The organism is Paraburkholderia sp. D15 (genome assembly GCF_029910215.1).
Lineage (GTDB): Bacteria > Pseudomonadota > Gammaproteobacteria > Burkholderiales > Burkholderiaceae > Paraburkholderia.
The window spans coordinates 2,383,699-2,408,647 of record NZ_CP110395.1 but is presented as its reverse complement, the minus strand read 5'-3'; the positions used below and the strand labels follow the sequence as shown (position 1 = coordinate 2,408,647).

Here is a 24,949-nt window from a genome sequence, read left to right as displayed (position 1 = left end):
TGGGCGCGCCGACTGAATATGTCGAACGGCATAGCCGGGATCGTCCGGGGTGCGCCGCGTTCTGCCGACGACTGGCCGATGGCTGAGCATGGGCTGGCCGTCGCGCGGCCGGCTCCGGGGTCGGGCGCGCTGGCGCAGCAGGCCGCAAGCGGGTCGCCTTGCACCGGAAATGGTCGAAAAGGCACGTGAAAACAGGGCAAAAGCGCGAGAAAAACGCGGCCGATCACGGAATCCCGCTTGAGCGCGCAAATAGTTTGCTAAAATATTCGGCTCTTTGGACCCAACCGTGCTGCCGGCGGCCTGCAAGCCCGCGGCGCAGGCGCGAAATCGATGCGAGGCTATGTAGCCGAACGCGAAGCGACATCGAGACGCGGCACGGAGAAGATAACTGATTCGCTCGAATAATTTTAGGACGATTGAAGCCATGGCTAACGTTGTTGAAAACCTCGGCAAGCTCGAACGCCGCGTCACGATTTCCCTGCCGAAGGATGCCGTGCAGAAGGAAGTGGATTCGCGTATCCGCCAGCTCGCGAAGAATGTGCGCATGCCGGGTTTCCGCCCGGGCAAGGTGCCGCTGAAGATGGTCACGCAACAGTATTCGGGCCAGGTGGAAGCCGAAGTGCTGAGCGACAAGGTCGGCAAGGAATTCTTCGACATCAGCCGCGCCGAAAACCTGCGCGTTGCCGGCCAGCCGAGCTTCGCGCCGAAGGCCGACGCGGTGGAAGGCGACTACGCGTTCGACGCGACCTTCGAGGTGTATCCGGAAGTGAAGCTGGGCGACGTCGCCACGGCTGAAATCGAGCGCACCACGACCACGATCAGCGAAGCGGAAATCGACCGCACGCTGGACATCCTGCGCAAGCAGCGCGTGCATTTCCACGCTCGCGGCGAAGCCGGCGAGCATGGCGACGGCGGCGCTGATACGGCAGCGAAAGACGGCGACCGCGTGACGGTCGACTTCGTCGGCAAGATCGAAGGTGAAGTGTTCCAGGGCGGCAGCGCCGAAGACTTCACGTTCGTGCTGGGCGAAGGCCGCATGCTGCCGGAATTCGAACAGGCAGCGCTGGGTCTGGCGGTCGGTGCATCGAAGGAATTCGACCTGGCATTCCCGGCCGACTATCACGGCAAGGATGTCGCCGGCAAGACCGCGCAATTCACGATCACGATGAAGAAGATCGAGTGGCCGCATCTGCCGGAAATCGACGCTGACTTCGCGAAGTCGCTCGGTATCGAAGACGGCGATCTGACCAAGATGCGCGCCGAAATCAAGGACAACCTCGAACGCGAAGCGAAGCGCCGCACGCAAGCCATCGTCAAGAATCAGGTGATGGACGCGCTGCTGAAGATTTCGGAACTGGACGTGCCGAACGCGCTGATCGAACAGGATCAGGAGCGTCTGGTCGCCATGGCGCGTCAGGATCTGGAGCAACGCGGCGTGCCGAACGCCAAGGATGCGCCGATTCCGGCAGCCATGTTCAAGGATCAGGCAGAGCGCCGCGTCAAGCTGGGCCTCGTGCTGGCTGAGCTGGTCAAGGCCAACGAACTGCAAGCCAAGCCGGAACAGATTCGCGCCGAAGTCGACGAATTCGCGAAAAGCTATGAAGACCCGAAGGAAGTCGTCCGCTGGTATTATTCGAACCAGCAACGCCTTGCTGAAATGGAAGCGTACGTCGTTGAAGCCAACGTCGTCGATTTCGTGCTGGGCAAGGCGAAGGTGACGGACAAGGAAGTGAGCTTCGAAGAACTGGCAAGCGCAACGGCGCAAGCGTAAGCGTCGCTGCAACGGCGTGCCGGCTGTCGGAGCGACGGCCCGCACGCCGTTTTTTTGTGCGGTGATTTTTGTGCTGCGAACGGGTAATGAGCGTTGCGTTTCGCATGGCCGGCTTGCATCGAGCCGCACCAGTCGCCCGCACTGATCGCGCACTTGAATACGGGGTCGTCGACCACACCTGTCCAGAATCTAATATTTAGAATATTTCCAGACAAGGATCCATTGCATGACCTTTCGCGCCCAAATGCTGGACACGTTGACTTCCCAGTCGTCCCGGGATCTCGAAGCGCAGGCGCTCGGACTGGTGCCGATCGTCGTGGAAACGAGCGGCCGGGGCGAGCGCTCGTATGACATCTACTCGCGTCTGCTGAAGGAACGTATCGTGTTCCTGGTCGGCGAAGTGAATGACCAGACGGCGAACCTCGTCGTCGCGCAGATGCTGTTCCTTGAAAGCGAAAATCCGGACAAGGACATCAGCTTCTACATCAACAGCCCGGGTGGCTCTGTGTCGGCAGGTATGGCGATTTACGACACGATGCAGTTCATCAAACCGGACGTCTCCACGTTGTGCATGGGTCTCGCGGCCAGCATGGGCGCGTTCCTGCTGGCGGCCGGTGCGAAGGGCAAGCGCTTCGCGTTGCCGAACTCGCGCGTGATGATTCACCAGCCGTTGGGCGGCGCGCGTGGTCAGGCATCGGATATCGAGATTCAGGCGCGCGAAATTCTGTATTTGAAAGAACGCCTGAATCATCTGCTGGCGCACCATACCGGCCAACCGGTCGAACGTATTGCCCGCGACACCGACCGCGACAACTTCATGTCCGGCGACGACGCGCAAGCTTACGGTCTGGTGGACCAGGTCGCGCATAAGCGTCCGTGATCCGGTGCGGGTTTGCCCCGATTCAGGGTGAATTTGTCACCTGATCGGTTGTGAAATAATCAAGACTCGTCCGAGCGCCCGCGGCAAACGCCGTCACCTTGGCTCAGCCCCGTCCGCGCCCAACTGCGAGGCCGGGGCAAACGGCGTATCATGTAATTGAGTGTCCGGAGGCTCACACATCTATGGCGGACAAGAAAGGTTCTAACAGCGAAAAGCTGTTGTATTGCTCGTTTTGCGGCAAGAGCCAGCATGAAGTGAAAAAACTGATTGCCGGCCCGTCGGTATTCATCTGCGATGAATGTATCGACCTGTGCAACGAAATCATCCGCGACGAGGCTGCAGGCGCGGGCATCGAGGCGGGCTTGTCCAAGTCTGATCTGCCGAGCCCGCAGGAAATCCGTGAAATTCTCGACCAGTACGTGATTGGTCAGGAACGGGCGAAGAAGATTCTCGCGGTCGCGGTGTACAACCACTACAAGCGCCTCAAGCATCTCGACAAGAAAGACGAGATCGAGCTGTCCAAGAGCAACATCCTGCTGATCGGCCCGACGGGTTCCGGCAAGACCTTGCTCGCGCAAACGCTCGCACGTCTTCTTAACGTTCCGTTCGTGATTGCCGACGCAACCACGCTCACGGAAGCCGGCTATGTCGGCGAAGATGTCGAGAACATCATCCAGAAGTTGCTGCAGAACTGCAATTACGAAGTCGACAAGGCTCAGCGCGGTATTGTCTATATCGACGAAATCGACAAGATCAGCCGCAAGTCGGACAACCCGTCGATTACGCGTGACGTGTCGGGCGAAGGCGTGCAGCAAGCGCTGCTGAAGCTGGTCGAAGGCACGATGGCGTCGGTGCCGCCGCAAGGTGGCCGCAAGCATCCGAACCAAGACTTCATCCAGGTCGACACCACGAACATTCTGTTCATCTGTGGCGGCGCGTTCGATGGCCTCGAAAAGGTGATCGTCGATCGTACGGAGAAGACCGGTATCGGTTTCGGCGCAAGCGTGAAGAGCAAGCAGGACCGTGATGCGGGCGAGGTGCTGCGCGAAGTGGAGCCGGAAGATCTGATCAAGTTCGGTCTGATTCCCGAACTGATCGGTCGTCTGCCGGTGGTGGCCACGCTCGGCAAGCTCGACGAAACGGCGCTGATGAAGATTCTCGTCGAACCGAAGAATGCGCTGGTCAAGCAGTATCACAAGCTGTTCAACATGGAACGGGTCGAGCTCGAAATTCGCCCGGCGGCATTGCAGGCTGTCGCGCGTAAGGCGATTCGCCGCAAGACCGGCGCGCGTGGGCTGCGCTCCATTCTGGAACAGGCGCTGCTCGACGTGATGTACGATCTGCCGGCAATGAAAGGCGTTAGCAAGGTCATCATCGACGACAACGTGATCGATGGCGACGGCAAACCTTTGCTGATCTACGAAGATGCGCCGAAAGTGGCGGGTTCGAACTGATCGGCTTTCAGTGTTCTGCAAAAAAAGCCGTTCATGGCAACGTGAACGGCTTTTTTCGTTTATCGTGTGGTCAACGATGCCTGTTTTCACTATGGAGTCATTGAACCTTCGGAGTCACTGAACTTTTCCCACACGCGGAGGCTTGCAATATTTTCTGCTGGCCTCACCTATCGAACGAACTGATTCCACTCATGGGGAAATGAAATGTCAGGAACCCAACTCCTCCCGCCGGAACGCATTACGCTCCCGCTGCTCCCGCTGCGAGACGTAGTCGTTTTCCCGCACATGGTGATTCCGCTCTTCGTAGGCCGCCCGAAGTCGATCAAGGCACTCGAAGCAGCGATGGAAGGCGGCAAGCACATCATGCTCGTCGCCCAGAAAACGGCTGCCAAAGACGAGCCGACCGAAAAGGACATGTACGAAGTAGGGTGTGTCGCCAACATCCTGCAAATGCTGAAGCTGCCCGACGGCACGGTGAAGGTGCTCGTCGAGGGTCTGCAACGCGCGAAGACGCTTTCCATCGAAGAACAGGAAACGCAGTTCTCGTGCGAAGTCATGCCGCTCGAACCCGACCACGCCGACAGCGCTGAAACCGAAGCGCTGCGCCGCGCGATCGTGTCGCAGTTCGATCAGTATGTGAAGCTGAACAAGAAGATTCCGCCAGAGATCCTGACGTCGTTGTCGGGTATCGACGAGGCGGGTCGTCTGGCCGATACGATTGCGGCGCATCTGCCGCTCAAGCTCGACCAGAAACAGCACATCCTCGAAATGTTCCCGGTGATCGAGCGCCTCGAGCATCTGCTCGCGCAGCTCGAAGCCGAGATCGACATCCTTCAGGTCGAAAAGCGCATCCGTGGGCGTGTGAAGCGCCAGATGGAGAAGAGCCAACGCGAGTACTACCTGAACGAGCAGGTCAAGGCGATCCAGAAGGAACTCGGCGAAGGCGAGGAAGGTGCGGATCTCGAGGAACTCGAGAAGCGCATCACCGCTGCCCGCATGCCGAAGGAAGCCAAGAAGAAGGCCGACGCCGAGCTGAAAAAACTCAAGCTGATGTCGCCGATGTCGGCGGAAGCGACGGTCGTGCGCAACTACATCGACACGTTGATCGGGCTGCCGTGGCGCAAGAAGAGCAAGGTCAACAATGACCTCTCGAATGCGGAGCGCGTGCTCGACGAGGACCACTTCGGTCTTGAGAAGGTGAAGGAACGTATTCTCGAGTATCTCGCGGTCCAGCAACGTGTCGACAAGGTGAAAGCGCCGATCCTGTGCCTCGTTGGGCCTCCGGGTGTCGGTAAGACGTCGCTGGGTCAGTCGATCGCTCGTGCAACGAACCGCAAGTTCGTCCGCATGGCGCTCGGCGGTGTGCGAGACGAAGCCGAGATTCGCGGCCACCGTCGTACGTACATCGGTTCGATGCCCGGCAAGATTCTGCAAAGCCTGACCAAGGTCGGCGTGCGCAATCCGCTCTTCCTGCTCGACGAAGTCGACAAGATGGGTCAGGATTTCCGCGGCGATCCGTCGTCGGCATTGCTGGAAGTGCTCGATCCGGAACAGAACCATACGTTCGCCGATCACTACGTCGAAGTGGACTTCGATCTGTCGGACGTGATGTTCGTGGCGACGTCGAACTCGCTGAACATTCCGCCGCCGCTGCTCGACCGGATGGAAGTGATCCGTCTGTCGGGTTACACGGAAGACGAGAAGGTCAGCATTGCGCAGCGTTATCTGTTGCCGAAGCAGAAGAAGAACAACGGCCTCAAGGAAGGCGAGGTCGATGTGACGGAAACCGCGATCCGCGACATCATTCGCTACTACACGCGTGAGGCGGGCGTGCGTTCGCTCGAGCGTGAAGTGTCGAAGATCTGCCGCAAGGTCGTGAAGATGCTTCTGCTGAAGAAGGCGGCGGGCGCGGTGAAGGTCGACGGCAGCAATCTCGATACCTTCCTCGGCGTGCGTAAGTACGACTTCGGTCTGGCGGCGAAGGAAAATCAGGTTGGCCAGGTCACGGGTCTCGCGTGGACGGAAGTGGGCGGCGATCTGCTGACCATCGAAGCCGCGGTGATGCCGGGTAAGGGCAACGTGATCCGCACCGGTTCGCTCGGCGACGTGATGAAGGAATCGGTCGAGGCAGCTCGTTCGGTGGTTCGTTCGCGCTCCCGCCGTCTCGGTATTAAGGACGAGGCGTTCGAGAAGCAGGACATTCACATCCACGTGCCGGAAGGCGCCACGCCGAAGGACGGTCCTTCGGCCGGCATCGCGATGACGACCGCGCTGGTGTCGGTATTGACCGGTATTCCGGTACGTGCCGATGTCGCGATGACGGGCGAAATCACGTTGCGCGGCGAGGTTCTGCCGATCGGCGGCCTGAAGGAGAAGCTGCTGGCGGCGCATCGCGGTGGCATCAAGCTCGTGCTGATTCCGGAAGAAAACGTCAAGGATCTGACGGAGATTCCGGACAACGTGAAGAACGCGATCGAGATCGTGCCGGTCCGCTGGATCGACAAGGTGCTTGAACTGGCGCTCGAACGTGTGCCGCAGGCTTTGCCGGAAGAAGAGCCGAAGGCGGCTGCGCCGGTCGCAGCAGAACCCGGCAAGGATGCCGGCGCGACGGAAGTCGTGAAGCATTAAGCGAAGCATCGGCAACTTGAACGGCTCGCGGCGAAAGCTGTGAGTCACCCCAAAACCCGCGGTTATGCCGCGGGTTTTTTATTGCCCGTACGGTTCGGTGAATCAGGAATGCGTCGTACTGCATTTGAGCGTGCAAGCGTCGTCGTGGCGATGCGTTTCCCAACCTTTGAGCAGCGTCGTCACGCGTGTCAAAAGTCGTTGCGCGTACATCGATTCGCAGCAAGATTTGGTGACGAACAACACCCGTCGAAACCGCTCGAATCAGGCTCAACCCCGCTTGACACAAGGGTTTCGGCCAATTCTAATGAGTCGGCCCGGCGTTGCCCGCCGGCCGCGTGAATCCAGGTGCCGCGAGCGCCATCATGATTGCCATAAACATTCTCGGGGGTTGGAATGAACAAGACGGAATTGATCGATCACATCGCACAGCAAGCCGATATTTCGAAGGCGGCGGCGGGTCGTGCGCTTGATGCAGTGATCGGTGGTGTCAAGGGGACGTTGAAGAAGGGCGGTTCGGTGACCTTGGTCGGTTTCGGCACGTTCGCGGTCGGCAAGCGCACCGCACGCACAGGACGCAATCCGCGCACCGGTGCCGCGATCAAGATCAAGGCGGCCAAAGTTCCTAAATTTAGGCCTGGCAAAGCGCTGAAGGATGCGCTAAACTGACGGGCTTCGCTGCTTGAGAAGTCGAGCAGCAGAAAAGCGGTTAAGCAGTACCAGCGAAGTACATAAAGCAGTGAGCTGATTCGGCACATTGAATCGTGAAGCGGGTGCTTAGCTCAGTTGGTAGAGCGGCGCCCTTACAAGGCGTAGGTCGGGAGTTCGAGCCTCTCAGCACCCACCAGTTTCCGGTTCGGTTTGTGTCTTGGTCAGTGCAGTACAAGGAGTGGTAGTTCAGTCGGTTAGAATACCGGCCTGTCACGCCGGGGGTCGCGGGTTCGAGTCCCGTCCACTCCGCCAATATCCTCGAAAGGCGAACTCCGGTTCGCCTTTTTTATTGCCCGCTGTTGTAAGATCGGGCGTTCTGTTTTTGGCACCCCTCACGCATGCTCGATTTTTTCCGTAATCACAAACGCCTGATGATGTTCATGCTCATCCTCGTCATTGTGCCGGGGTTGGGTTTTGTGGGCATTCAGGGCTTCCGCGGTTTCTTCGACGAAAGCGCGAATGTCGCGAGCGTCAACGGTCACAAGATCACGCGCGTCGAATATGACGACGCGATGCGTCAGCAACTCGATCGCGCCCGTCAGATGCTCGGCGCGCAGTTCGACATGAAGTCGTTCGATACGCCCGAGCGCCGCAGCGAAATGCTCGACGGTCTGATCGAGCAGCGCGTGCTGGCCGACGAAACGCAGCGCCTGCATCTGACGGCGTCCGACGACGCGGTGCGTCGCGTGCTGTTGAACGACCCGGTGATTTCGTCGCTGAAGAATCCCGACGGTTCGATCGACGTCGAACGTTACAAGCAACTGCTCGCCATGCAGGGCATGACGCCCGATCAATACGACGAGCGCGTGCGCTACAGCATCGCCACGCAGCAGTTGCCGGCCGCGATTCAAGGTAGCGCGTTCACGTCGAAGACGCTCGCGCAGCATCTGACCGAACTCGCCGAGCAGCAGCGTGAAGTGCAGGGCATCGCGTTCCATCCGCGCGACTATGCGGCGAAGGTGCAGCCGACCGACGCGCAGGTGCAGGCGTATTACGACGCGCACAAGAACGAGTTCGCCACGCCCGCCACGGCCACGATCCAGTATCTGGTGTTGTCGCCGGCCACGCTCGCGGCCTCCACGCAGCCGAGCGATGCCGACGTGCAGAAGTACTACGACGACAACATCGCGCATTACCGCACCGAAGGCGAAGTGCGCGCGAGCCACATCCTGATCGCCGCGCCGAAAGACGCGAGCGCGGCCGACAAGGCCAAGGCAAAGCAGAAGGCCGAGGAAGTACTCGCGCAGGTCAAGGCGCATCCGGATCAGTTCGCGCAGATCGCGCAACAGAATTCGCAGGACCCGGGTTCGGCGTCCAAGGGTGGCGATCTCGGCTATTTCGGCCCCGGCATGATCGCCGGCGGCAAGGCGTTCGACGACGCGGTGTTCGCGCTGAAGAAGGACGAAGTCAGCGGCATCGTGCAAACGGATTTCGGTTATCACATCGTCAAGGTGACGGATGTGAAGCCGGCCGTCACGAAGCCGTTCGCCGACGTGAAAGACCAGATCGCGAAGGACCTGAAGACGCAGTTGGCGAGCAAGGTGTTCAGCGACGATTCGGAAGGCTTCACGTCGCTTGTCTACGAAAAGGCGAAGAGCCTGCAACCGGCCGCGGACAAGTACAAGCTGCAGATCCAGACCGCCACCGTCACGCCGCAACCGGACCCGAAGCTGCCGCCTGACAGCCCGCTGAACAACGCGAAATTCCTCGCGGCGGTGTTCGCGAACGACTCGGTTACGGCGCGCAACAACACGCAGGCGATCGACGTCGGCGGCAATACGCTGATCGCGGCGCACGTCACCGATTACAAGGCGGCAGCCGTGCCGGCGCTCGACGCGATCAAGGACGCGGTGCGTCAGAAAGTGATCGCCGCGCAGTCGGACGATGCGGCGCACAAGGACGGAATCGCGAAGCTGGCCGAGTTCGAGAAGTCGAAGGCGACCACCGGTTTCTCGTCGCCGCTGAAGGTGTCGCGCAACGACGCGCAAGGCGTGCCGCCGGCGGCATTGAGTGCAATCTACAAAGCGGATGCGCAAAAATTGCCGGCCTACGTCGGTGTCGATCTTGGCGACGACGGCTACGCGATCTATCGCGTGAATGCGGTGGTCGCGGGTGCGTCGATCGATCCGCAGCGTCTGGCTGCAGCGCAGCAACAGATCGCGCAGGTCGAGTCGCAGTCCGAAGCGGAAGCGTACGTGCAGGCACTGCGGGCGCGTTCGAAGGTGAAGTTCTACGGCTCGCTCGACAGCAGCAACGCGCAGCAATCGGGCGGCGAATAGCGAGACGAATAAGCGAGACGAGTAAGCGAAGTAGTCCGGCTTATACATCATGCCGTGCGCGGAAAAACGCGCAAACGGCACAAAAAAAGCCCCGCAAATGCGGGGCTTTTTCATTCAACGATCACGCGTTCAGGTTGTCGATCACAGACATCCGCTGATCGCGCTGGTCGCATCGCTACCTGCCGCGCCGTTCGCGCGGAAACCCACCCACGTGCCCTTGCCGGAGTACGACGGGCGCACCACGGCGGCGGCGCCGTTAGGCGGCTGCTGACCCGGAACGTAGACATCCATGGCTTGATCGTTGGCCATCGTGTCTTGCGAGACGACTTGCTGCTGCGAGCCGTCAGCCCACTTCTGCGCGATGCAGGTCGCAACGGCCTTCGGCGGTTGCTGGCTTTGACCGACAGACTGGACGCCCGCGGGCGGTTGAGCGGCGCAGGCGGAAATTGCCACGGTCAAAGCGATTAACGGTAGGTATTTCACGTTATCTCCTCAAAAACGCTCAGAATCGAGCCGGGTTACACGGGATTACGAAAGAGTCAGAGGCGACCTTACGGATCCGTGTTCCCAAAGTTCTGGAAACAAGTTGTTAGCTGGCTTTTCAGCGCGGCGAACTTGTACGAAGGAGCGGCTTAACCACAGGCCACACGTTGTTGAGTAGCACTGGCTGTGCCTGCTGGGTCGGATGCATCTGATCCGCCTGGAACATGTCCGGTTTATCCGCGATGCCGGCGAGCAGAAACGGCACCAGCGGCACGCGCAATTGCTGCGACAGCGTGCCGTACATCGCATGGAACTTTTGGGTGTAGTCCGGGCCGTAATTAGGCGGTAGGTACATGCCGACCAGCACGACCTTCGCGTGACCTTGCTGCGCCTGTTCGATGATCGTGCGCAGGTTGTCGTCGGTGGTGGAGAGCGGCACGCCGCGCAACGCGTCGTTGGCGCCGAGTTCGACGATCACGACGCTCGGCTTCAGCCGTTCCATCAGCGCGGGCAGGCGGGCTCGTCCGCCGCTCGTGGTGTCGCCGCTGATGCTCGCATTGGCGACGCTATAATCGATCCGCTCGTCGGCCAGACGCTGGCGCATCAACGCGACCCAGCCCGTGTCGCGAGGCAGGCCGTATTCGGCGGAGATGCTGTCGCCCAGCACGACGATCACCGGCTTCGCCGGTTGCGGTGCGTTTTGCGGTGTGTTGGCGGCACGCGCCGCGACGGGCAGCGAAAGCGAAACCAGGGCGGCGGCGGCCACGAGGCCCATGCCGAATGCCTTACGCGAGGCCGCCAAACGCGGCGTCATGGCGCGCACTCTCAACCTACGCTTCACCATGCTAAACAAAACTGATCCAGTCATTGAAGTGCGGGGTTTGTGCAAGAAAGTTAGGGATGCGACGGGCGAACTGACGATTCTCGACAACATCGATCTTGCTATCGATGCGGGCAGCAGTGTGGCGATCGTCGGTGCCTCCGGGTCAGGCAAGTCTACGCTGCTCGGCTTGCTCGCAGGATTGGACAGCGCGAGTTCGGGCTCGGTTCGGTTGCTGGGTCGCGAGCTGGGCGAACTCAGCGAGGACGAACGCGCCGCGCTGCGCAGCGGCTCGGTCGGGTTCGTGTTCCAGTCGTTCCAGTTGATGCCGCATTTGACGGCGCTCGAAAACGTCACCTTGCCGCTGGAGCTACAGGGTGGCATCGGTACACGCGAGGCCGCGGCGCGCGCGCGCGGTTTGCTGGAGCAGGTGGGACTCGGTCAGCGAACCGGTCATTATCCGAAGCTGCTGTCGGGCGGCGAGCAGCAGCGCGTGGCGTTGGCGCGCGCGTTCGTCACGCACCCGGCGATTCTGTTCGCGGACGAGCCGACCGGTAGTCTCGATGCCGCGACCGGGCACGCGGTGATCGACCTGATGTTCGAGATGAATCGCGCGAACGGCGCGACGCTGATTCTCGTCACGCACGACATCGAGCTTGCGCGTCGTTGCGATACGACGGTGACGATAGAAGCGGGACGGTTGGCGTAACGCGCAGCGAGCGACGCACGACGAAACGTGCAACGCATCGCAAAGCGCACCGCGATCGACCGCACGAAGCCAGCACCCAAAGCCAGCACCCAAAGCAAAGCGGGCCCCACAGGGCCCGCTTTTTTCATTACCGCCTACCCGCACCGTACTCCGCGAGCAAGCGCGACCTCACTTCTTCAACGCCGCCCGCGCGCGCGCGATCAACGCCGACGTCGACGAGTCGTGCTTCTTCTCATCCACGCTCGCGGCGGTCAAGTCGGCCTCGACCACCTTGCCGAGGATCTTGCCGAGTTCGACGCCCCACTGATCGAACGGATTGATGTCCCACACCGATGCCTGCACGAGCACCTTATGCTCGTACAACGCGATCAGCGCGCCGAGCGAACGCGCGGTGAGCGCGTCGACGAGCAGCGTGCTGGTCGGCCGGTTGCCCGGAAACACCAGATGCGGCGCGAGTTCCGGCTTGTCCGGGCCGGCCACTTTCTTCGCTTCCTCGAGCGTGCGGCCGAGCATCAGCGCCTCGCTCTGCGCGAAGCAGTTGGCCAGCAGCTTCGGATGATGGCTCGCGAGCGGATGTTCCGGCGTGAGCACCGCGATGAAGTCGATCGGCACGATCGTCGGGCCTTGATGCAGCATCTGGAAGAACGCGTGCTGGCCATTCGTGCCCGGCTCGCCCCAGGTGACGGCGGCGGTCGGGTAGTCGACCATCGCGCCGTCCAGGCGCGCGGACTTGCCGTTGCTTTCCATTTCGAGCTGTTGCAGATACGACGGCAGGAAATGCAGCGCTTCCGAATACGGCGCGACGAGGTAGCTCTGCGAGCCGAAGAAGTTGCGATACCAGATGCCGATCATGCCGAGCAGCACCGGCAGATTCTTTTCGAGCGGCGCGTCGCGGAAATGCTGGTCCATCTCGTTGGCGCCGGCGAGCAGTTCGTCGAACTGGCGCGGCCCGACCGCGATCATGATCGACAGGCCGACTGCCGACCACAGCGAGTAACGGCCGCCGACCCAGTCCCACATCTCGAACACGTTCTCTTTCGCGATGCCGAACTTGACCACTTCGGCGGGGTTCGCCGACACGCCGACGAAGTGCTTCGCGAGCGCGCTTTCCGGGCAACCCTTCTCGACGAACCAGTCGCGCAGCGAGCGCGCGTTGGTCATGGTTTCGAGCGTGGTGAAGGTCTTCGACACGATGATCGCGAGGGTTTCCTCGGGATCGATTTGCTGCATCACGTTGTACAGATCGGCGCCATCGACGTTCGACACGAAATGCGTGGTGATCTCCGGCGTGGCCAGATGATGCAGCGCATGCACGACCATCTTCGGTCCGAGATCCGATCCGCCGATGCCGATGTTCACCACGTAGCGGATGCGTTTGCCGGTATAGCCGGTCCACGCGCCGCTGCGCACCTGGTCGGCGAACGCGGCCATCTTCGCGCGCTCGGCCTGTACCTCGGCATGGAACGGCGCCTTCGGGTCGCTGGCGCGCAACGCGGTGTGCAGTGCGGCGCGGCCTTCGGTCGGATTGACGACCTCGCCGGCGAACATCGCGTCGCGGCGTTTCTCGACACCGGCTTCACGCGCGAGTTGCACGAGCAGCTTCAGGGTTTCGTCGGTGATGCGGTTCTTCGAGAAGTCGGCCGCGAGACCGCCGCCGGCGAACGCAAAGCGCTCGGCGCGGGTGGGAGCGGGATCGTTCTCGGGAGCGAACCAGTCGCGCAGATGCGCATCGCGAATCTTCTCGTAATGCGATTGCAGCGAGGACCAGGAGGGGAGCGAGTTCTGCGTCATAGCGTCCGTCTAACCAAGGGGCAGGAAGAAAAGCGAGCGCTCGAAGCGCTGCCGGGAGGATGCAACGATGCTGTCAGAGCGATGCCGCGCGGCCGGGTAGCGCCAGGGCGGCGAGACTTCGCGCGCGATGTGCCGCGCGCGAGGCGGGCGGGGCGCCGAAGGTTCGCCGCCGTTCGCGTTCAAGCCGGCGCACGGCGCAGTCGTTCAGTATAGCGGCCTTGCGTGAAGGGTGACAGGCAGGGCGGCAGGCGCTCGGGTAGCCATGCATCGCCGCGCAGAGTGTGGGACGGTTGGGATCGGCATGAGCCGGCGCGCACGCATCAGCGTGACCGGCACGCCGACGCCGAGCGCCTCACGCCACATGCATCAAAGCTCTACTGCCGGATAGAACATCCGGTTCAGCAGACTGCGCACCATCGGCGCGAGTTCGCCCGCGGTCAAACCGGCCGGGCCATGTCCTTGCGCGGTCAAGGTGTCGGCGGCCAGACCATGCAGATACACGCCCGCCAGCGCCGCCTCGTAGCGCGGCAGATGCTGCGCGAGCAACGCACCGATGATGCCGCCGAGCACGTCGCCGGTACCGCCCGTGGCGAGCGCGGCGTTGCCGGTCGGATTGAGCGCGACGCGGCCGTCGGGCGCGGCGACGATCGTGCCGGTGCCTTTCAGCACGATCACGCTGGCGAAGCGCGCGGCCAGCGCGCGTGCCGCGGCGAGCCGGTCGCGTTGCACGCCGGGCGCGTCGGTGCCGAGCAGGCGCGCGGCTTCCAGCGGATGCGGCGTGAGCACGCAGGGGTCGCCCTGCACGCCGCGCGCGGTGACGTCGGCGGCGAGCGCGGCATCTTTGGCGATGAGGTTCAGCGCATCCGCGTCGAACAGCTTCGGCATGTCGAGCTTCAGCACGTCGTGCAGCACGCGCGTCGCGCGCTCGCCGTGACCCATGCCGCAGCCGATCGCCAGCGCGTCCATCGTATCGAGCGGCAAGGTGTCGATGGCATGCAGCATCAGTTCCGGATGCGGCGGATCGTAGGGCGGGGCGCCCGCGCCGAGCAGCGCCACATGCACCTTGCCCGCGCCGCTATACAGCGCCGCCCGCGATGCGAGGATCGGCGCGCCGCACATGCCCGTGTCGCCGCCGACCACCGCGAGGCTGCCAAACGTCCCTTTGTTGGTCGCGAAATCGCGCGGCGGCAGGAAGCCGGCGAACAGCTCGGGCGCGTTCAGCTGCACGGTGCCGCGCTGACCGACGTCGACGCCGATCGGCGCGAGCGTCACCGCGCCCGCGAGATCGCGGCCCTGCGCGGTGAAGAGGCCTGGCTTCAGGCCGATGAAGCTGATCGTGTGGGTCGCGTGGACTGCCGCGTTGTCGTTGCTCTTGCCGTCATGAGCGCCGCCGACCACCGTGCCGGTATCGCTGTCGAGACCGCTCGGAACGTCGAGCGCCAGCACGCCGCCTTTGCGCGGCCTCGCTTTCGCTCGCTGCGACAGTTGCCGCGCGAGCGTCGCGAACACGCCGTCGAGCGGACGCGTCAGGCCAATGCCGAACATGCCGTCGACGAGCCACGTATACGCATCGAGCGAAGCGGGGGGCGCGCTGCTGATCGGCACGCCCGCGGCGCGCGCCGCGTCGAGCGCCCAGCGGGCGTCGTCGGGCTTCACCTCGACCGGCATGCACAGCTCCACCGCGATGCCGTCCTTGTGCAACGCCGTGGCGAGGACCAGCGCATCGCCGCCGTTGTTGCCGGGACCGGCGACCAGCCAGACCTTCTGCTTCGCGCGTTCGATCGACGTATCGCGCGTGATCAATTCGAGCAGAAAACTCGCGGCGGACCGGCCCGCGCGCGCCATCAGCGTGTGCGCGGGCAGACCGGCGGCGGCCTGGGTTTCGGCGAGCCGCAGATCGGTCAGCGAGAGCAGGGGCAGCGCTTTGTCGCGCGGGCGGATGAGAATGGGCGGGGTGAGATCGGCTTCGGTCATGGCGGCGCTGGGCGGCTCGCGTTCGGATCGGCGAGGCGGCGGAAGAAACCGCTATGGTAGTGCCGATAAGGCGTGGCGCGAAGCCCGCGTTCAGCTAGCCATCCCGAGCGAACCGCGCATGACGGCCGCGAAGAACGGAAAGCGGACGCGCCACGGCTGGCGCCGGCTAGAACCGGTCCGCGCGCAGCGCGGCAAGCGTGTCCGCCGGCACGTCAGGCGCACCACCCGACATCAGATCGGCGACCAGTTTGCCTGCGCCGAACGCCAACCCCCAGCCTGCCGGGCCATGTCCGACGTTGACGAACAGCCGTGGATGCAACGCGTTGCCGACCACCGGCAAGCCATCAGGGGAAAGCAGTTTGACGCCCTCCCATGGCAACGCGGCCGAAATCCGCGCCGCGCCCGGAATCCAGTCGTGAGTGGCTTGGCCGAGCAGGGCGAGCGCCTCCTTGGTCAGCGCCTCGGAGAGCGGTTTGTCGATCTGGCCGGCGCCTTGCAGCACCGCGCCGCCCGCGATCCGCAGCCGGTGATTCATCCGGCTGATCGCAATCCGTTTGACCGCGTCGACGATCGCCACATGCGGCGCGCATTCCTCATGGGCGATCGGCGCGACCAGCGTGTGCAAGCGCAACGGATGCAACGGCAGGCGCAGACCCAGCGATTCGAGCAACGCGAGGCTGCCGTGCCCGGCCGCCACCACGATCGCATCCGCGTGGATCACGTCGACTTCGCGCGAACGCGACGCCGCACCCGGCCGCGGCGCCAGTTCCACCGACGCGCGCTGGCCTTCGAGCCGGATTGCCGACACTTCGCAGCCGAGCATGAATTGCACGCCGCCTTGCGTGTCGAGCGTCTGCTTGATGAGCTTGGCGAACAGCGGCGAGTTGGCGGTGCGTTCGTGGTCGAACAGCACGCCGCCCGCGAATTCCGGCTCGGCGCGCACGGAGTGCTCGAACGCCGCGCATTCGGCGGGCGTCAGCACGTGGTGCGGCACTTCGTATTGACGCAGCAGATCGAGCGCGGGCTGGGTCTGCTCCCACTCCTGCGCGGAGCGCACGAGGTACAGCACGCCGCTGGTCTGTTCGAATTCGAGGCCGAAGCGCGCTTCGACATCGGCCATGGTGTCGCGCGACAGCTCGATCAGCGGACGCAGCCGGCCGTACTGGCGGGCGAACGCCTCGGGCTCCTGCAACGCGGCGAGTTGCTTGACGAACTGGCGCGCCGGGCCGGTGAAGCCGGTCTTGCTGATCACGCCGTTGCGGGCGTTCTGGCGGCTGGCCATGAAGGTCGGGCCGAACCAGACGTCGAGCGGGGTCGGCAGAACGGTGCCGCCGTGGCCGTAGGTCGCGCCCTGCGCAACAGTCGCGTGACGCTCGACGACGCATACCCGGTGACCGGCCGCGCGCAATTGATAAGCAGTGGCGACGCCCGCAATCCCGCCGCCGATGACGATGACATCCATGTTCTGATTCGATGTGCCGACGGGGCGCGCAATCCGCGCGTGTGCCCGTATGCGTGACATGCGGCGCCGGGCGGTGATGTGCGACGTGCCCGTGCGCCGATCTGATGAAAGGGCGAATGATAGCAGCCAAACGGGCGCGGCCGCCACGCGGGCGGCGCGCGGCCTACGCGGTCCGCTGCGCGCGAATGAACATTCCGTAGTTTTCGGCGTTGTCGGTCGCGATCAGGCTGTTGCGCGCCGCGAGATTGGCGACCGCGTCCGGACCGTACAGGTGATCCTTCGTGTTGCCGATGTACGGGAAGTGGCTCAACTCGTGAGCAATGACCGCCTCGGCCGTGTTGGCGCCGAACGCGTGATTGAAGAAAAGCGGCTTCAGGTCGATGCGATGCGGCGAGCTGAACAGCACGTGCGCCAGTTCCCAGTTGTCGCGCGGCGCGTCGAGCACGAAGGTGAACTGGTCGTGCGCCATCGCGTGCTGGATATGGGTCAGTACACGTTCGACTTTCTGCATGTTCTGCGCATTGGGGCGGCCGAACCAGCGCGCGAAGTTCTCGTCGGGCTGGCCGGATCGGAGTTGGGCGAGCGCCGCGTCGACCATCCGCTTGGTGTGCTGATAGGCGCTGCTCAGGATAGTGCGTTGCGCGGGCGAGAAGCCGATCAGGATGGGCGCGCGCGCGGGGCCGGGCAATTCGCGATCGTAGTCGGTGCGGCCGATGTTGTTGTCGGGCGTCTGGAAATGATCGTCGAGGCCGGTCGGGGCGAAGCCGGTGGTGCCTGGCGTGCCCGCGATCGGGCCCATGCGTGGTTCGCCGGCACCGCCGACCGGAACGGCGGTCGGGAAGCCGCCGTCGCCGGTCGGCGCCGGATAAGGCGCGCAATAAGGCGCGGAATAGGGCGCTGACCAGGGTTGCCAGCGGGGTGGCCCGCCGTTGTCGCCGGTGAGGGGTGCCCACGGCGTGCCGCCGAGGTTGCCGCCGGTCGGCGCCTGAGTCTGCCCGACGTTTCCGTCGCCGTTATCGCCAGCGTCATCGCCGTCGTCGTCGCCGTTTCCGGCTGGGCCCGTGTTCGGAGGACCGTCGCCGTTGATCGCAGGAGGGAACGCGCCGGGATTTTCTTGCCAGGCCGTGCGCTTGTGCTTGCCGCTGGCGCCCCAGACGTCGCGCACGTGGCTGCCGTTTTCGTCCCACGCATCGCGCAGATGGTTGCCGCGCGGATCCCATACGTCGCGTACGTGCAGTCCGTCGGCGTTCGAGCGTTCGTGGACGTGCGTGCCGTCCGCCGTCCAGACGTCGTGCGTGGCGTTGCCATGCGCATCCAGGGTGTCGCGCGTGTGCTGGCCGTCGAGGGTCCATGCTTCATGACTGTGCGTGCCGTCGGCGCCGGTGATGTCGCGGGTGAGGGTGCCGTCGGCGTTCCAGTGCGGGTTGCCGGGTGTGATCTGGGTGCCCGGCGCTGGATCGCCGGCGCGCGGCGGGTCCAGCGGTCCGAGCGCCAGATCCGGCGCCAGGTCCGGCGGGTAGATGCGCGGCGCAGGGCGCTCGAATGCAGCCATGGCGGGCAATGGCTCCGTCGAGCCGAACGGAGCGAAGCCGGGACTGAATACACTGTCTATGCCGCTGTAGTCATTGACGATCATGAATTGCCTGGTGGAATGGATGGTCTGATTCGCCCGGTGTTCCGGCGAAGCCCGATAGCCCGCATGGGTGTCAATTTAAGCATCGGACCTGCCGCCGGATGACGTATCGGGCGAACACATCCACCCGCGCCAGACAACGCGCGAGACCGTGTGCCGGAGCGCGCGGAGGAGCGCGCGACACAAGCCGAAAGGCCGCCGGAAGCGCGTTCCCGGGTTATAATCTTGGACTTCCCTTCCGCCTCACGTCGCCTGCATGCGCGACTCATAGACGCAACGTCAAGTCCATGGCCCACTTCTCGTGTTTCCCCGGCGCTTCGGCCCTTTCCGATTTCCGTCAAACCCGTCTGCTCGAAACGCTCACGCGCATCGACCCGAACATCACCGGCGTGCGCGGGCAGTACCTGCACTTCGTCAACGCCCAGACGCCGCTGTCCGCCGAAGACACCGCGAAGATCGAGGCGCTGATGCACTACGGCGATCCGCTCGAGGAGACGAAGGAGCGCGGCACGGCCGAAACCTTCCTCGTGGTGCCGCGTTTCGGCACGGTGTCGCCGTGGGCCAGCAAGGCCACCGATATCGCGCATCTGTGCGGCCTCACGCAGGTGCGCCGCATCGAGCGCGGCGTCGAGTACACGGTCACGCTGAAAAGCGGCCTGCTGGGCGGCAAGAAAGCGCTCTCCGACGAAGCCCGCGCGGCCGTCGTCGCGGCCCTGCACGACCGCATGACCGAAAGCGTGTCGAGCTCGCGCGACCACGCGCTGCATCTGTTCGACGAACTGCCGGCCAAGCCGCTGCAAACCGTCGACGTGCTCGGCCACGGCCGCGGCGCGCTGGAAATGGCGAACACGGAACTGGGCCTCGCGCTTGCCGAAGACGAAATCGTCTATCTGGTCGACGCATTCACGAAGCTCGGCCGCAACCCGACCGACGTCGAACTGATGATGTTCGCGCAGGCCAACAGCGAACATTGCCGTCACAAGATATTCAACGCGGACTGGACGATCGACGGCGAAAAGCAGGACATCTCGCTGTTCAACATGATCCGCAACACCGAGAAGCTGAATCCGCAGGGCACGATCGTCGCGTATTCGGACAACTCGGCGATCATGGCGGGCGGCATGGCCGAACGCTGGTTCCCGCGCACGCCGGCCGAACTCGGCGCGAGCGAATTGCCGGAGCACTATCGCCGCAGCGTCGAGCTGACGCACACGCTGATGAAGGTGGAAACGCATAACCACCCGACCGCGATCTCGCCGTTCCCGGGCGCCGCCACCGGCGCGGGCGGCGAAATCCGCGACGAGGGCGCGACCGGCCGCGGCGCGCGTCCGAAGGCGGGGCTGGCGGGCTTCACGGTATCGAACCTGGCACTGCCGGACGGCGTCGAGGCATGGGAAAACGCTCGCGACGCGGCCCAGCCGCTCGCGCACCGCAATCCGGCTGACCAGCACGAAGCGTATGGCCGTCCGGACCGCATCGCGTCGCCGCTGCAGATCATGATCGACGGCCCGCTCGGCGGCGCCGCGTTCAACAACGAATTCGGCCGGCCGAACCTCGGCGGCTATTTCCGCGCGTACGAGCAGAACGTCGCGGGTCTGGTGCGCGGCTATCACAAGCCGATCATGATCGCCGGCGGCATCGGCAATATTTCGGACCAGCACACGCACAAGCACGACCTGCCGGAAGGCTCGCTGCTGATCCAGATCGGCGGCCCGGGCATGCGCATCGGCATGGGCGGCGGCGCGGCGAGTTCCATGGCGACCGGCACCAACACCGCCGAACTCGATTTCGACTCCGTGCAGCGCGGCAACCCTGAAATCGAACGGCGCGCGCAGGAAGTCATCAACGCGTGCTGGCAGCTCGGCGACAACAACCCGATTCTCAGCATTCACGACGTGGGCGCGGGCGGTCTGTCGAACGCGTTCCCGGAAGTGGTCGACGGTGCGAGCAAGGGCGCGCTGTTCGATCTGCGCAAGATCCAGCTGGAAGAAAGCGGCCTGTCGCCGCGCGAAATCTGGTCGAACGAGGCGCAGGAGCGCTACGTGCTGGCCATCGCGCCGGGCGATCTGCCGGCCTTCCAGGCCATGTGCGAGCGCGAACGCTGCCCGTTCGCGGTGATCGGCACGGCCACCGCCGAGCGTCAGCTGAAGCTGATCGATTCCGCGCAGAGCGCGGACAGCACGCACCAGCCGGTCGATATGCCGATGGAAGTGCTGCTCGGCAAGGCGCCGCGCATGCATCGCGATGTCAAACGTGTCGAGCGCAAGCTGGAGCCGGTCGACGTCACCGGCATCGCGCTGGCGGACGTCGCGGCGAGCGTGCTGCGTCATCCGACGGTGGCGAGCAAGTCGTTCCTGATCACCATCGGCGACCGCTCGGTGGGCGGCACGACCGCGCGCGACCAGATGGTCGGTCCGTGGCAGGTGCCGGTGGCCGACGTCGCGATCACCACCATGGACTACGCGGGCTTCACCGGCGAAGCGATGACCATGGCCGAGCGCACGCCGCTCGCCGTGATCGACGCGCCGGCCTCGGGCCGCATGGCGGTCGGCGAGGCGGTCACCAACATCGCGGCGGCGCCGATCGCGTCGCTCGACAAGCTCAAGCTGTCGGCGAACTGGATGGCCGCGTGCGGCGCGGCGGGCGAAGACGCGGCGCTGTACGACACGGTCAAGGCGATCGGCATGGAACTGTGCCCGGCGCTCGGCATCAGCATTCCGGTCGGCAAGGATTCGCTGTCCATGCGCACCAAGTGGGAAGACCAGGGCGTCGCGAAGGAAGTGGTCGCGCCGGTGTCGCTGATCATCTCCGCATTCGCGCCGGTCGAAGACGTGCGCAGGCATCTGACGCCGCAACTGCGCCGCGCGAACGGCGAGCATGGCGTCGGCGATTCGGTGCTGATCGCGATCGACCTCGGCCGCGGCCAGCATCGTCTGGGCGGCAGTATCCTCGCGCAGGTCACGCAGCAGGTCGGCGACACGGTGCCGGACGTCGACGATCCGGAAGATCTGAAGCGTTTCTTCGCCGCGATCCAGGCGCTGAATAGCGACGGCAAGCTGCTCGCATACCACGACCGCTCGGACGGCGGTCTGTGGGCGACGGTGTGCGAAATGGCGTTTGCGGGCCACGTGGGCGTGTCGCTGAACGTCGACATGCTGGTGCTCGATCCGAACCACGAATCCGACTACGGCGACGCGAAGGACTGGGCGAAGCAGACCAGCGGCCGCCGCGAAGACCGCACGATCCGCGCGCTCTTCAACGAGGAACTCGGCGCGGTGATCCAGGTGCGGGCATCGGACCGCGACGCGGTGCTGAGCGCGCTGCGCGAACACGGTCTGTCCACCTGCTCGCATGTGATCGGCAAGATCAACGAACGCGACACGATCGAAATCTATCGCGACGCGAAGAAGATTTACGAAGCGCCGCGCACCGAACTGCATCGCACGTGGAGCGAGGTGAGCTGGCGGATCGCGCGTCTGCGCGACAACCCGGCGTGTGCCGACGCCGAATACGACATGCTGTCCGACGCGGCCGACCCGGGCATCACGCCGGTGTTGAGCTTCGATCCGCGTGAGGACGTGGCGGCGCCTTACGTCGGCAGGAGCGCGCGTCCGCGTGTCGCGATCCTGCGCGAACAGGGCGTGAACTCGCACCTCGAAACCGCCTACGCATTCGACCGCGCCGGCTTCGACGCGCACGACGTCCACATGAGCGATCTGCTCGCAGGCCGCGCGAATCTGGCGGATTTCGCCGGGGCGGTGGCGTGCGGCGGCTTCTCGTACGGCGACACGCTGGGCGCCGGCGAAGGCTGGGCGAAGGCGATCCGCTTCAACGCGCAGCTGGCGGACATGTTCGCCGCGTTCTTTGGCCGTGAAGACACGTTTGCGCTGGGCATCTGCAACGGCTGCCAGATGATGAGCAGCCTCGCGTCGATGATCCCGGGCGCGGAAGCATGGCCGAAGTTCACGCGCAACAAGTCGGAGAAATTCGAGGCGCGCTTCTCGCTGGTCGAGGTGCAGGCCTCGCCGTCGATCTTCTTCAATGGCATGGAAGGCTCGCGCATTCCGGTCGCCATTGCGCACGGCGAAGGCTATGCGGATTTCTCGCAGCAGGGCGATGCGTCGAAGGTGGCGGTGGCCATGCGTTACGTCGATCACCGCGGTCAGGCGACCGAGCAGTATCCGTTCAACCCGAACGGTTCGCCGAGCGGCATCACGTCGGTCACCACGCCGGACGGCCGCTTCACGGTGTTGATGCCGCACACCGAGCGCGTGCATCGCGCGGTGCAGATGAGCTGGCATCCGGAAGGCTGGGGCACGGACGGCACGGACGCGAGCCCGTGGATGCGTGTGTTCCAGAACGCGCGCCGCTGGCTGGGTTAAAGCGTTAAAGCGTTGAAGCGTTAGAGCGCGAAGCGCAGCGTAAGTGGTAAGCGAAGGCTTGATCGTGATGTGATTCGACAGGCCTTCGCGAAACGATCCGCTGGAAAGACAAACCCTCCGCACCAACAAAAAAACCGCCTTAGTGGCGGTTTTTTTGCATTCAAGCGCTCGAGCGCAATCAGTAGAAGCAGCAGTGCAGTACAACTCGGCAACGCGAGGCAGATGCAGCGAAGCGTCGTGCGTCGCCGATCTGCCTGTTTGCTTACTTGCTCGCTTACTGAATCTTCGCGTTCTTGCGAAGGTTCTCTTCGAACGCTTGCAGCTTTTCCTGCTGGATCTGCTGCACGATCTGCGGACGCACCTGTTCCAGCGGCGGCGGCGTGATCGCGCGCGTATCGTCCAGACGGATGATGTGCCAGCCGAACTGCGTGTGCACCGGCGTGTCGGTCATCTGGCCTTTCTGCAGATGCGTGGCCGCGTCCGCGAATTCAGGCACGTAGGCCTTCGGGTCCGACCAGTCGAGGTCGCCGCCGTTCTTGCCCGATCCCGGGTCCTTCGAGTATTGCTTGGCGAGGTCTTCGAAGCTTGCGCCGGCCTTGATCTTCGCGATCAGATCCTTGGCCTGCTGTTCGTTGTCCACCAGGATGTGATGCAGGTGATATTCCTTGCCGCCCGCGTCCTTGATCAGCGCGTTGTAGCGCGCGGTGACTTCGGCGTCGCTCGGCTGGTTGTTCTTCACGAAGTCTTCGATCAGCGCGCGCAGCACCACGGTCTGTTGCGCGACGGCGATTTGCGCCTTCACATCGGGACGATTCGGCAAGCCGCGGCGCAGCGCTTCCTGCATCAGGATTTCACGATTCACCAGCTCTTCGCGCACGGCGGTTTGCAGTTGCGGCGTATTTTGCTGGCCTTGATGGACCAGTTGGTCGATCAGCGCGTCGGCGCGTGCTTTCGGAATCGGCGTGCCGTTTACGACAGCGATGTTCTGTGCAAATGCAGGTGCGGCCGCGAACGCAGCCAGCAGTACCCAGAGGCGGGTTTTCTTCAAGGTCATCGGAAGTTTTCCTAGCGGGGCAACAAAGCAAATTCTTCGGGCGTGTACGCCGTGATGGCAAGGGCATGAATGCCGCGCTGCATGGCATCGGCCAGCGCATCATACACCATGCGATGCCGCGCCACGCGGGGCTTGCCGGCGAATGCGGCGGCCACGATCGTGACGCTGAAATGACCGCCGGCGGAGGCGCCGGCATGGCCTGCGTGCTGCGCGCTATCGTCGGTGATCGTGATCGATTCGACCGGTGCGAGCGCGGCCGTGAGGCGTGCCTCGATCAGCGCGGCGCGCTCGGCGGTGGTGGCGTGCATGAAGACGTTGGACTCCGTGTTCATGTCATTCTTCCTTCATATATTTCGACAGCCACAGGCTCTGTCCGACGATGAACACCACGAGGCAGCCCGTCGCGCCGAACAGCTTGAAGTTGACCCACTGGTCGGTCGTGTAGTGATAGGCGACGAACAGATTGACGAGCCCGAGCAGCACGAAAAAGATCGCCCAGACAATATTCAGCTTGCCCCAGATCGCGTGCGGCAGCGTGATCTGCTTGCCCATCATCGCTTCGATCAGGTTCTTGTTGAACGCCAGTTGCGAGACGATCAGCGCGACCGAAAACGCCCAGTACAACACGGTCGGCTTCCACTTGATGAAGGTGTCGTTGTGCAGCACGAGCGTCGCGCCGCCGAACACCGTGACCACGCCGAGGCTGACCCACAGCATCGGGTCGACCTTGCGGTGGCGGAAGGCGACCCACGCGATCTGCACCAGCGTGGCGACGATCGCCACTGCCGTCGCCGTGAAAATGCCCCAAAGCTTGAACGCGACGAAGAACAGGATGATCGGGAACAGATCGAACAGGAATTTCATTATCTGGTCGGGAATGCGCGGAAAGGAGTCGAACAACGAGGGACGCGGTGCGAAAGG

17 protein-coding genes and 2 tRNA genes are annotated in these 24,949 nt (G+C 63.7%); 10 read left to right on the top strand and 9 right to left on the bottom strand.

The window, feature by feature from the left end:
* The first annotated feature begins 424 nt into the window (after positions 1–424).
* The 8 genes from tig to LFL96_RS10260 all read left to right on the top strand — a co-directional run bounded on the left by tig (position 425) and on the right by LFL96_RS10260 (position 9,720).
* A complete protein-coding gene (tig, locus tag LFL96_RS10295) occupies positions 425–1,771 on the top strand; it encodes a trigger factor (RefSeq protein WP_280995154.1) in 1,347 nt (448 codons plus the stop codon).
* A 226-nt stretch (positions 1,772–1,997) separates the two neighbouring features.
* A complete protein-coding gene (clpP, locus tag LFL96_RS10290; protein ID WP_007182010.1) occupies positions 1,998–2,651 on the top strand; it encodes an ATP-dependent Clp endopeptidase proteolytic subunit ClpP in 654 nt (217 codons plus the stop codon).
* A 182-nt stretch (positions 2,652–2,833) separates the two neighbouring features.
* On the top strand, positions 2,834–4,105 hold the full coding sequence (gene clpX, locus LFL96_RS10285; protein WP_280995153.1) for an ATP-dependent Clp protease ATP-binding subunit ClpX: 1,272 nt from the start codon (positions 2,834–2,836) through the stop codon (positions 4,103–4,105).
* A 204-nt stretch (positions 4,106–4,309) separates the two neighbouring features.
* Entirely contained in the window at positions 4,310–6,733 is a 2,424-nt protein-coding gene (gene lon / locus LFL96_RS10280; RefSeq protein ID WP_280995152.1) for an endopeptidase La, read from the top strand.
* Between the two features lie 393 nt (positions 6,734–7,126).
* Positions 7,127–7,399, top strand: a complete 273-nt coding sequence (locus LFL96_RS10275; RefSeq protein WP_007585907.1) for an HU family DNA-binding protein — start codon at positions 7,127–7,129, stop codon at positions 7,397–7,399.
* A 102-nt stretch (positions 7,400–7,501) separates the two neighbouring features.
* Positions 7,502–7,577: transfer RNA gene (locus LFL96_RS10270), tRNA-Val, on the top strand.
* 39 nt (positions 7,578–7,616) lie between these two features.
* Positions 7,617–7,693: transfer RNA gene (locus LFL96_RS10265), tRNA-Asp, on the top strand.
* Positions 7,694–7,779: 86 nt separating this feature from the next.
* Positions 7,780–9,720, top strand: coding sequence for a SurA N-terminal domain-containing protein (locus LFL96_RS10260; protein WP_280995151.1), 1,941 nt, complete (start codon positions 7,780–7,782; stop codon positions 9,718–9,720).
* A 141-nt stretch (positions 9,721–9,861) separates the two neighbouring features.
* Here LFL96_RS10260 and LFL96_RS10255 read toward each other — a convergent pair whose 3' ends face one another.
* Both LFL96_RS10255 and LFL96_RS10250 read right to left on the bottom strand, forming a co-directional pair.
* Positions 9,862–10,203, bottom strand: coding sequence for a hypothetical protein (locus LFL96_RS10255; protein ID WP_280995150.1), 342 nt, complete (start codon positions 10,201–10,203; stop codon positions 9,862–9,864).
* Positions 10,204–10,321: 118 nt separating this feature from the next.
* Positions 10,322–11,017: an arylesterase gene (locus LFL96_RS10250; RefSeq protein WP_280995149.1), complete on the bottom strand. Its 696-nt coding sequence runs from the start codon at positions 11,015–11,017 to the stop codon at positions 10,322–10,324.
* 28 nt (positions 11,018–11,045) lie between these two features.
* Between LFL96_RS10250 and LFL96_RS10245 the strand changes: the two genes are divergently transcribed.
* Positions 11,046–11,732, top strand: coding sequence for an ABC transporter ATP-binding protein (locus LFL96_RS10245; RefSeq protein ID WP_280995148.1), 687 nt, complete (start codon positions 11,046–11,048; stop codon positions 11,730–11,732).
* 168 nt (positions 11,733–11,900) lie between these two features.
* Here the strand turns inward: LFL96_RS10245 and pgi are convergent, their stop codons facing one another.
* The 4 genes from pgi to LFL96_RS10225 form a co-directional block, all read right to left on the bottom strand.
* Positions 11,901–13,523 (bottom strand): glucose-6-phosphate isomerase, encoded by a 1,623-nt coding sequence (gene pgi / locus LFL96_RS10240; RefSeq protein ID WP_280995147.1) that lies wholly within the window; start codon positions 13,521–13,523, stop codon positions 11,901–11,903.
* A gap of 366 nt (positions 13,524–13,889) precedes the next feature.
* Positions 13,890–15,497, bottom strand: a complete 1,608-nt coding sequence (locus tag LFL96_RS10235; protein ID WP_280995146.1) for an NAD(P)H-hydrate dehydratase — start codon at positions 15,495–15,497, stop codon at positions 13,890–13,892.
* Positions 15,498–15,663: 166 nt separating this feature from the next.
* A complete protein-coding gene (locus tag LFL96_RS10230) occupies positions 15,664–16,959 on the bottom strand; it encodes an FAD-dependent oxidoreductase (RefSeq protein WP_280995145.1) in 1,296 nt (431 codons plus the stop codon).
* 163 nt (positions 16,960–17,122) lie between these two features.
* Positions 17,123–18,511, bottom strand: coding sequence for a M35 family metallopeptidase (locus tag LFL96_RS10225; protein WP_280995144.1), 1,389 nt, complete (start codon positions 18,509–18,511; stop codon positions 17,123–17,125).
* Positions 18,512–18,879: 368 nt separating this feature from the next.
* Here LFL96_RS10225 and purL point away from each other — a divergent pair, with 368 nt between their 5' ends.
* Positions 18,880–22,974, top strand: a complete 4,095-nt coding sequence (purL, locus tag LFL96_RS10220; protein ID WP_280995143.1) for a phosphoribosylformylglycinamidine synthase — start codon at positions 18,880–18,882, stop codon at positions 22,972–22,974.
* 274 nt (positions 22,975–23,248) lie between these two features.
* Here the strand turns inward: purL and LFL96_RS10215 are convergent, their stop codons facing one another.
* The 3 genes from LFL96_RS10215 to LFL96_RS10205 are packed head-to-tail and all read right to left on the bottom strand — an operon-like array spanning position 23,249 to position 24,892.
* Entirely contained in the window at positions 23,249–24,028 is a 780-nt protein-coding gene (locus tag LFL96_RS10215) for a peptidylprolyl isomerase (protein ID WP_280995142.1), read from the bottom strand.
* Positions 24,029–24,039: 11 nt separating this feature from the next.
* The gene (locus tag LFL96_RS10210) at positions 24,040–24,360 is read right to left on the bottom strand and encodes a BolA family protein (RefSeq protein ID WP_280995141.1); all 321 of its coding nucleotides are present in this window, start codon (positions 24,358–24,360) and stop codon (positions 24,040–24,042) included.
* A 1-nt stretch (position 24,361) separates the two neighbouring features.
* Entirely contained in the window at positions 24,362–24,892 is a 531-nt protein-coding gene (locus LFL96_RS10205) for a septation protein A (protein ID WP_280995140.1), read from the bottom strand.
* Between the last annotated feature and the right edge of the window lie 57 nt (positions 24,893–24,949).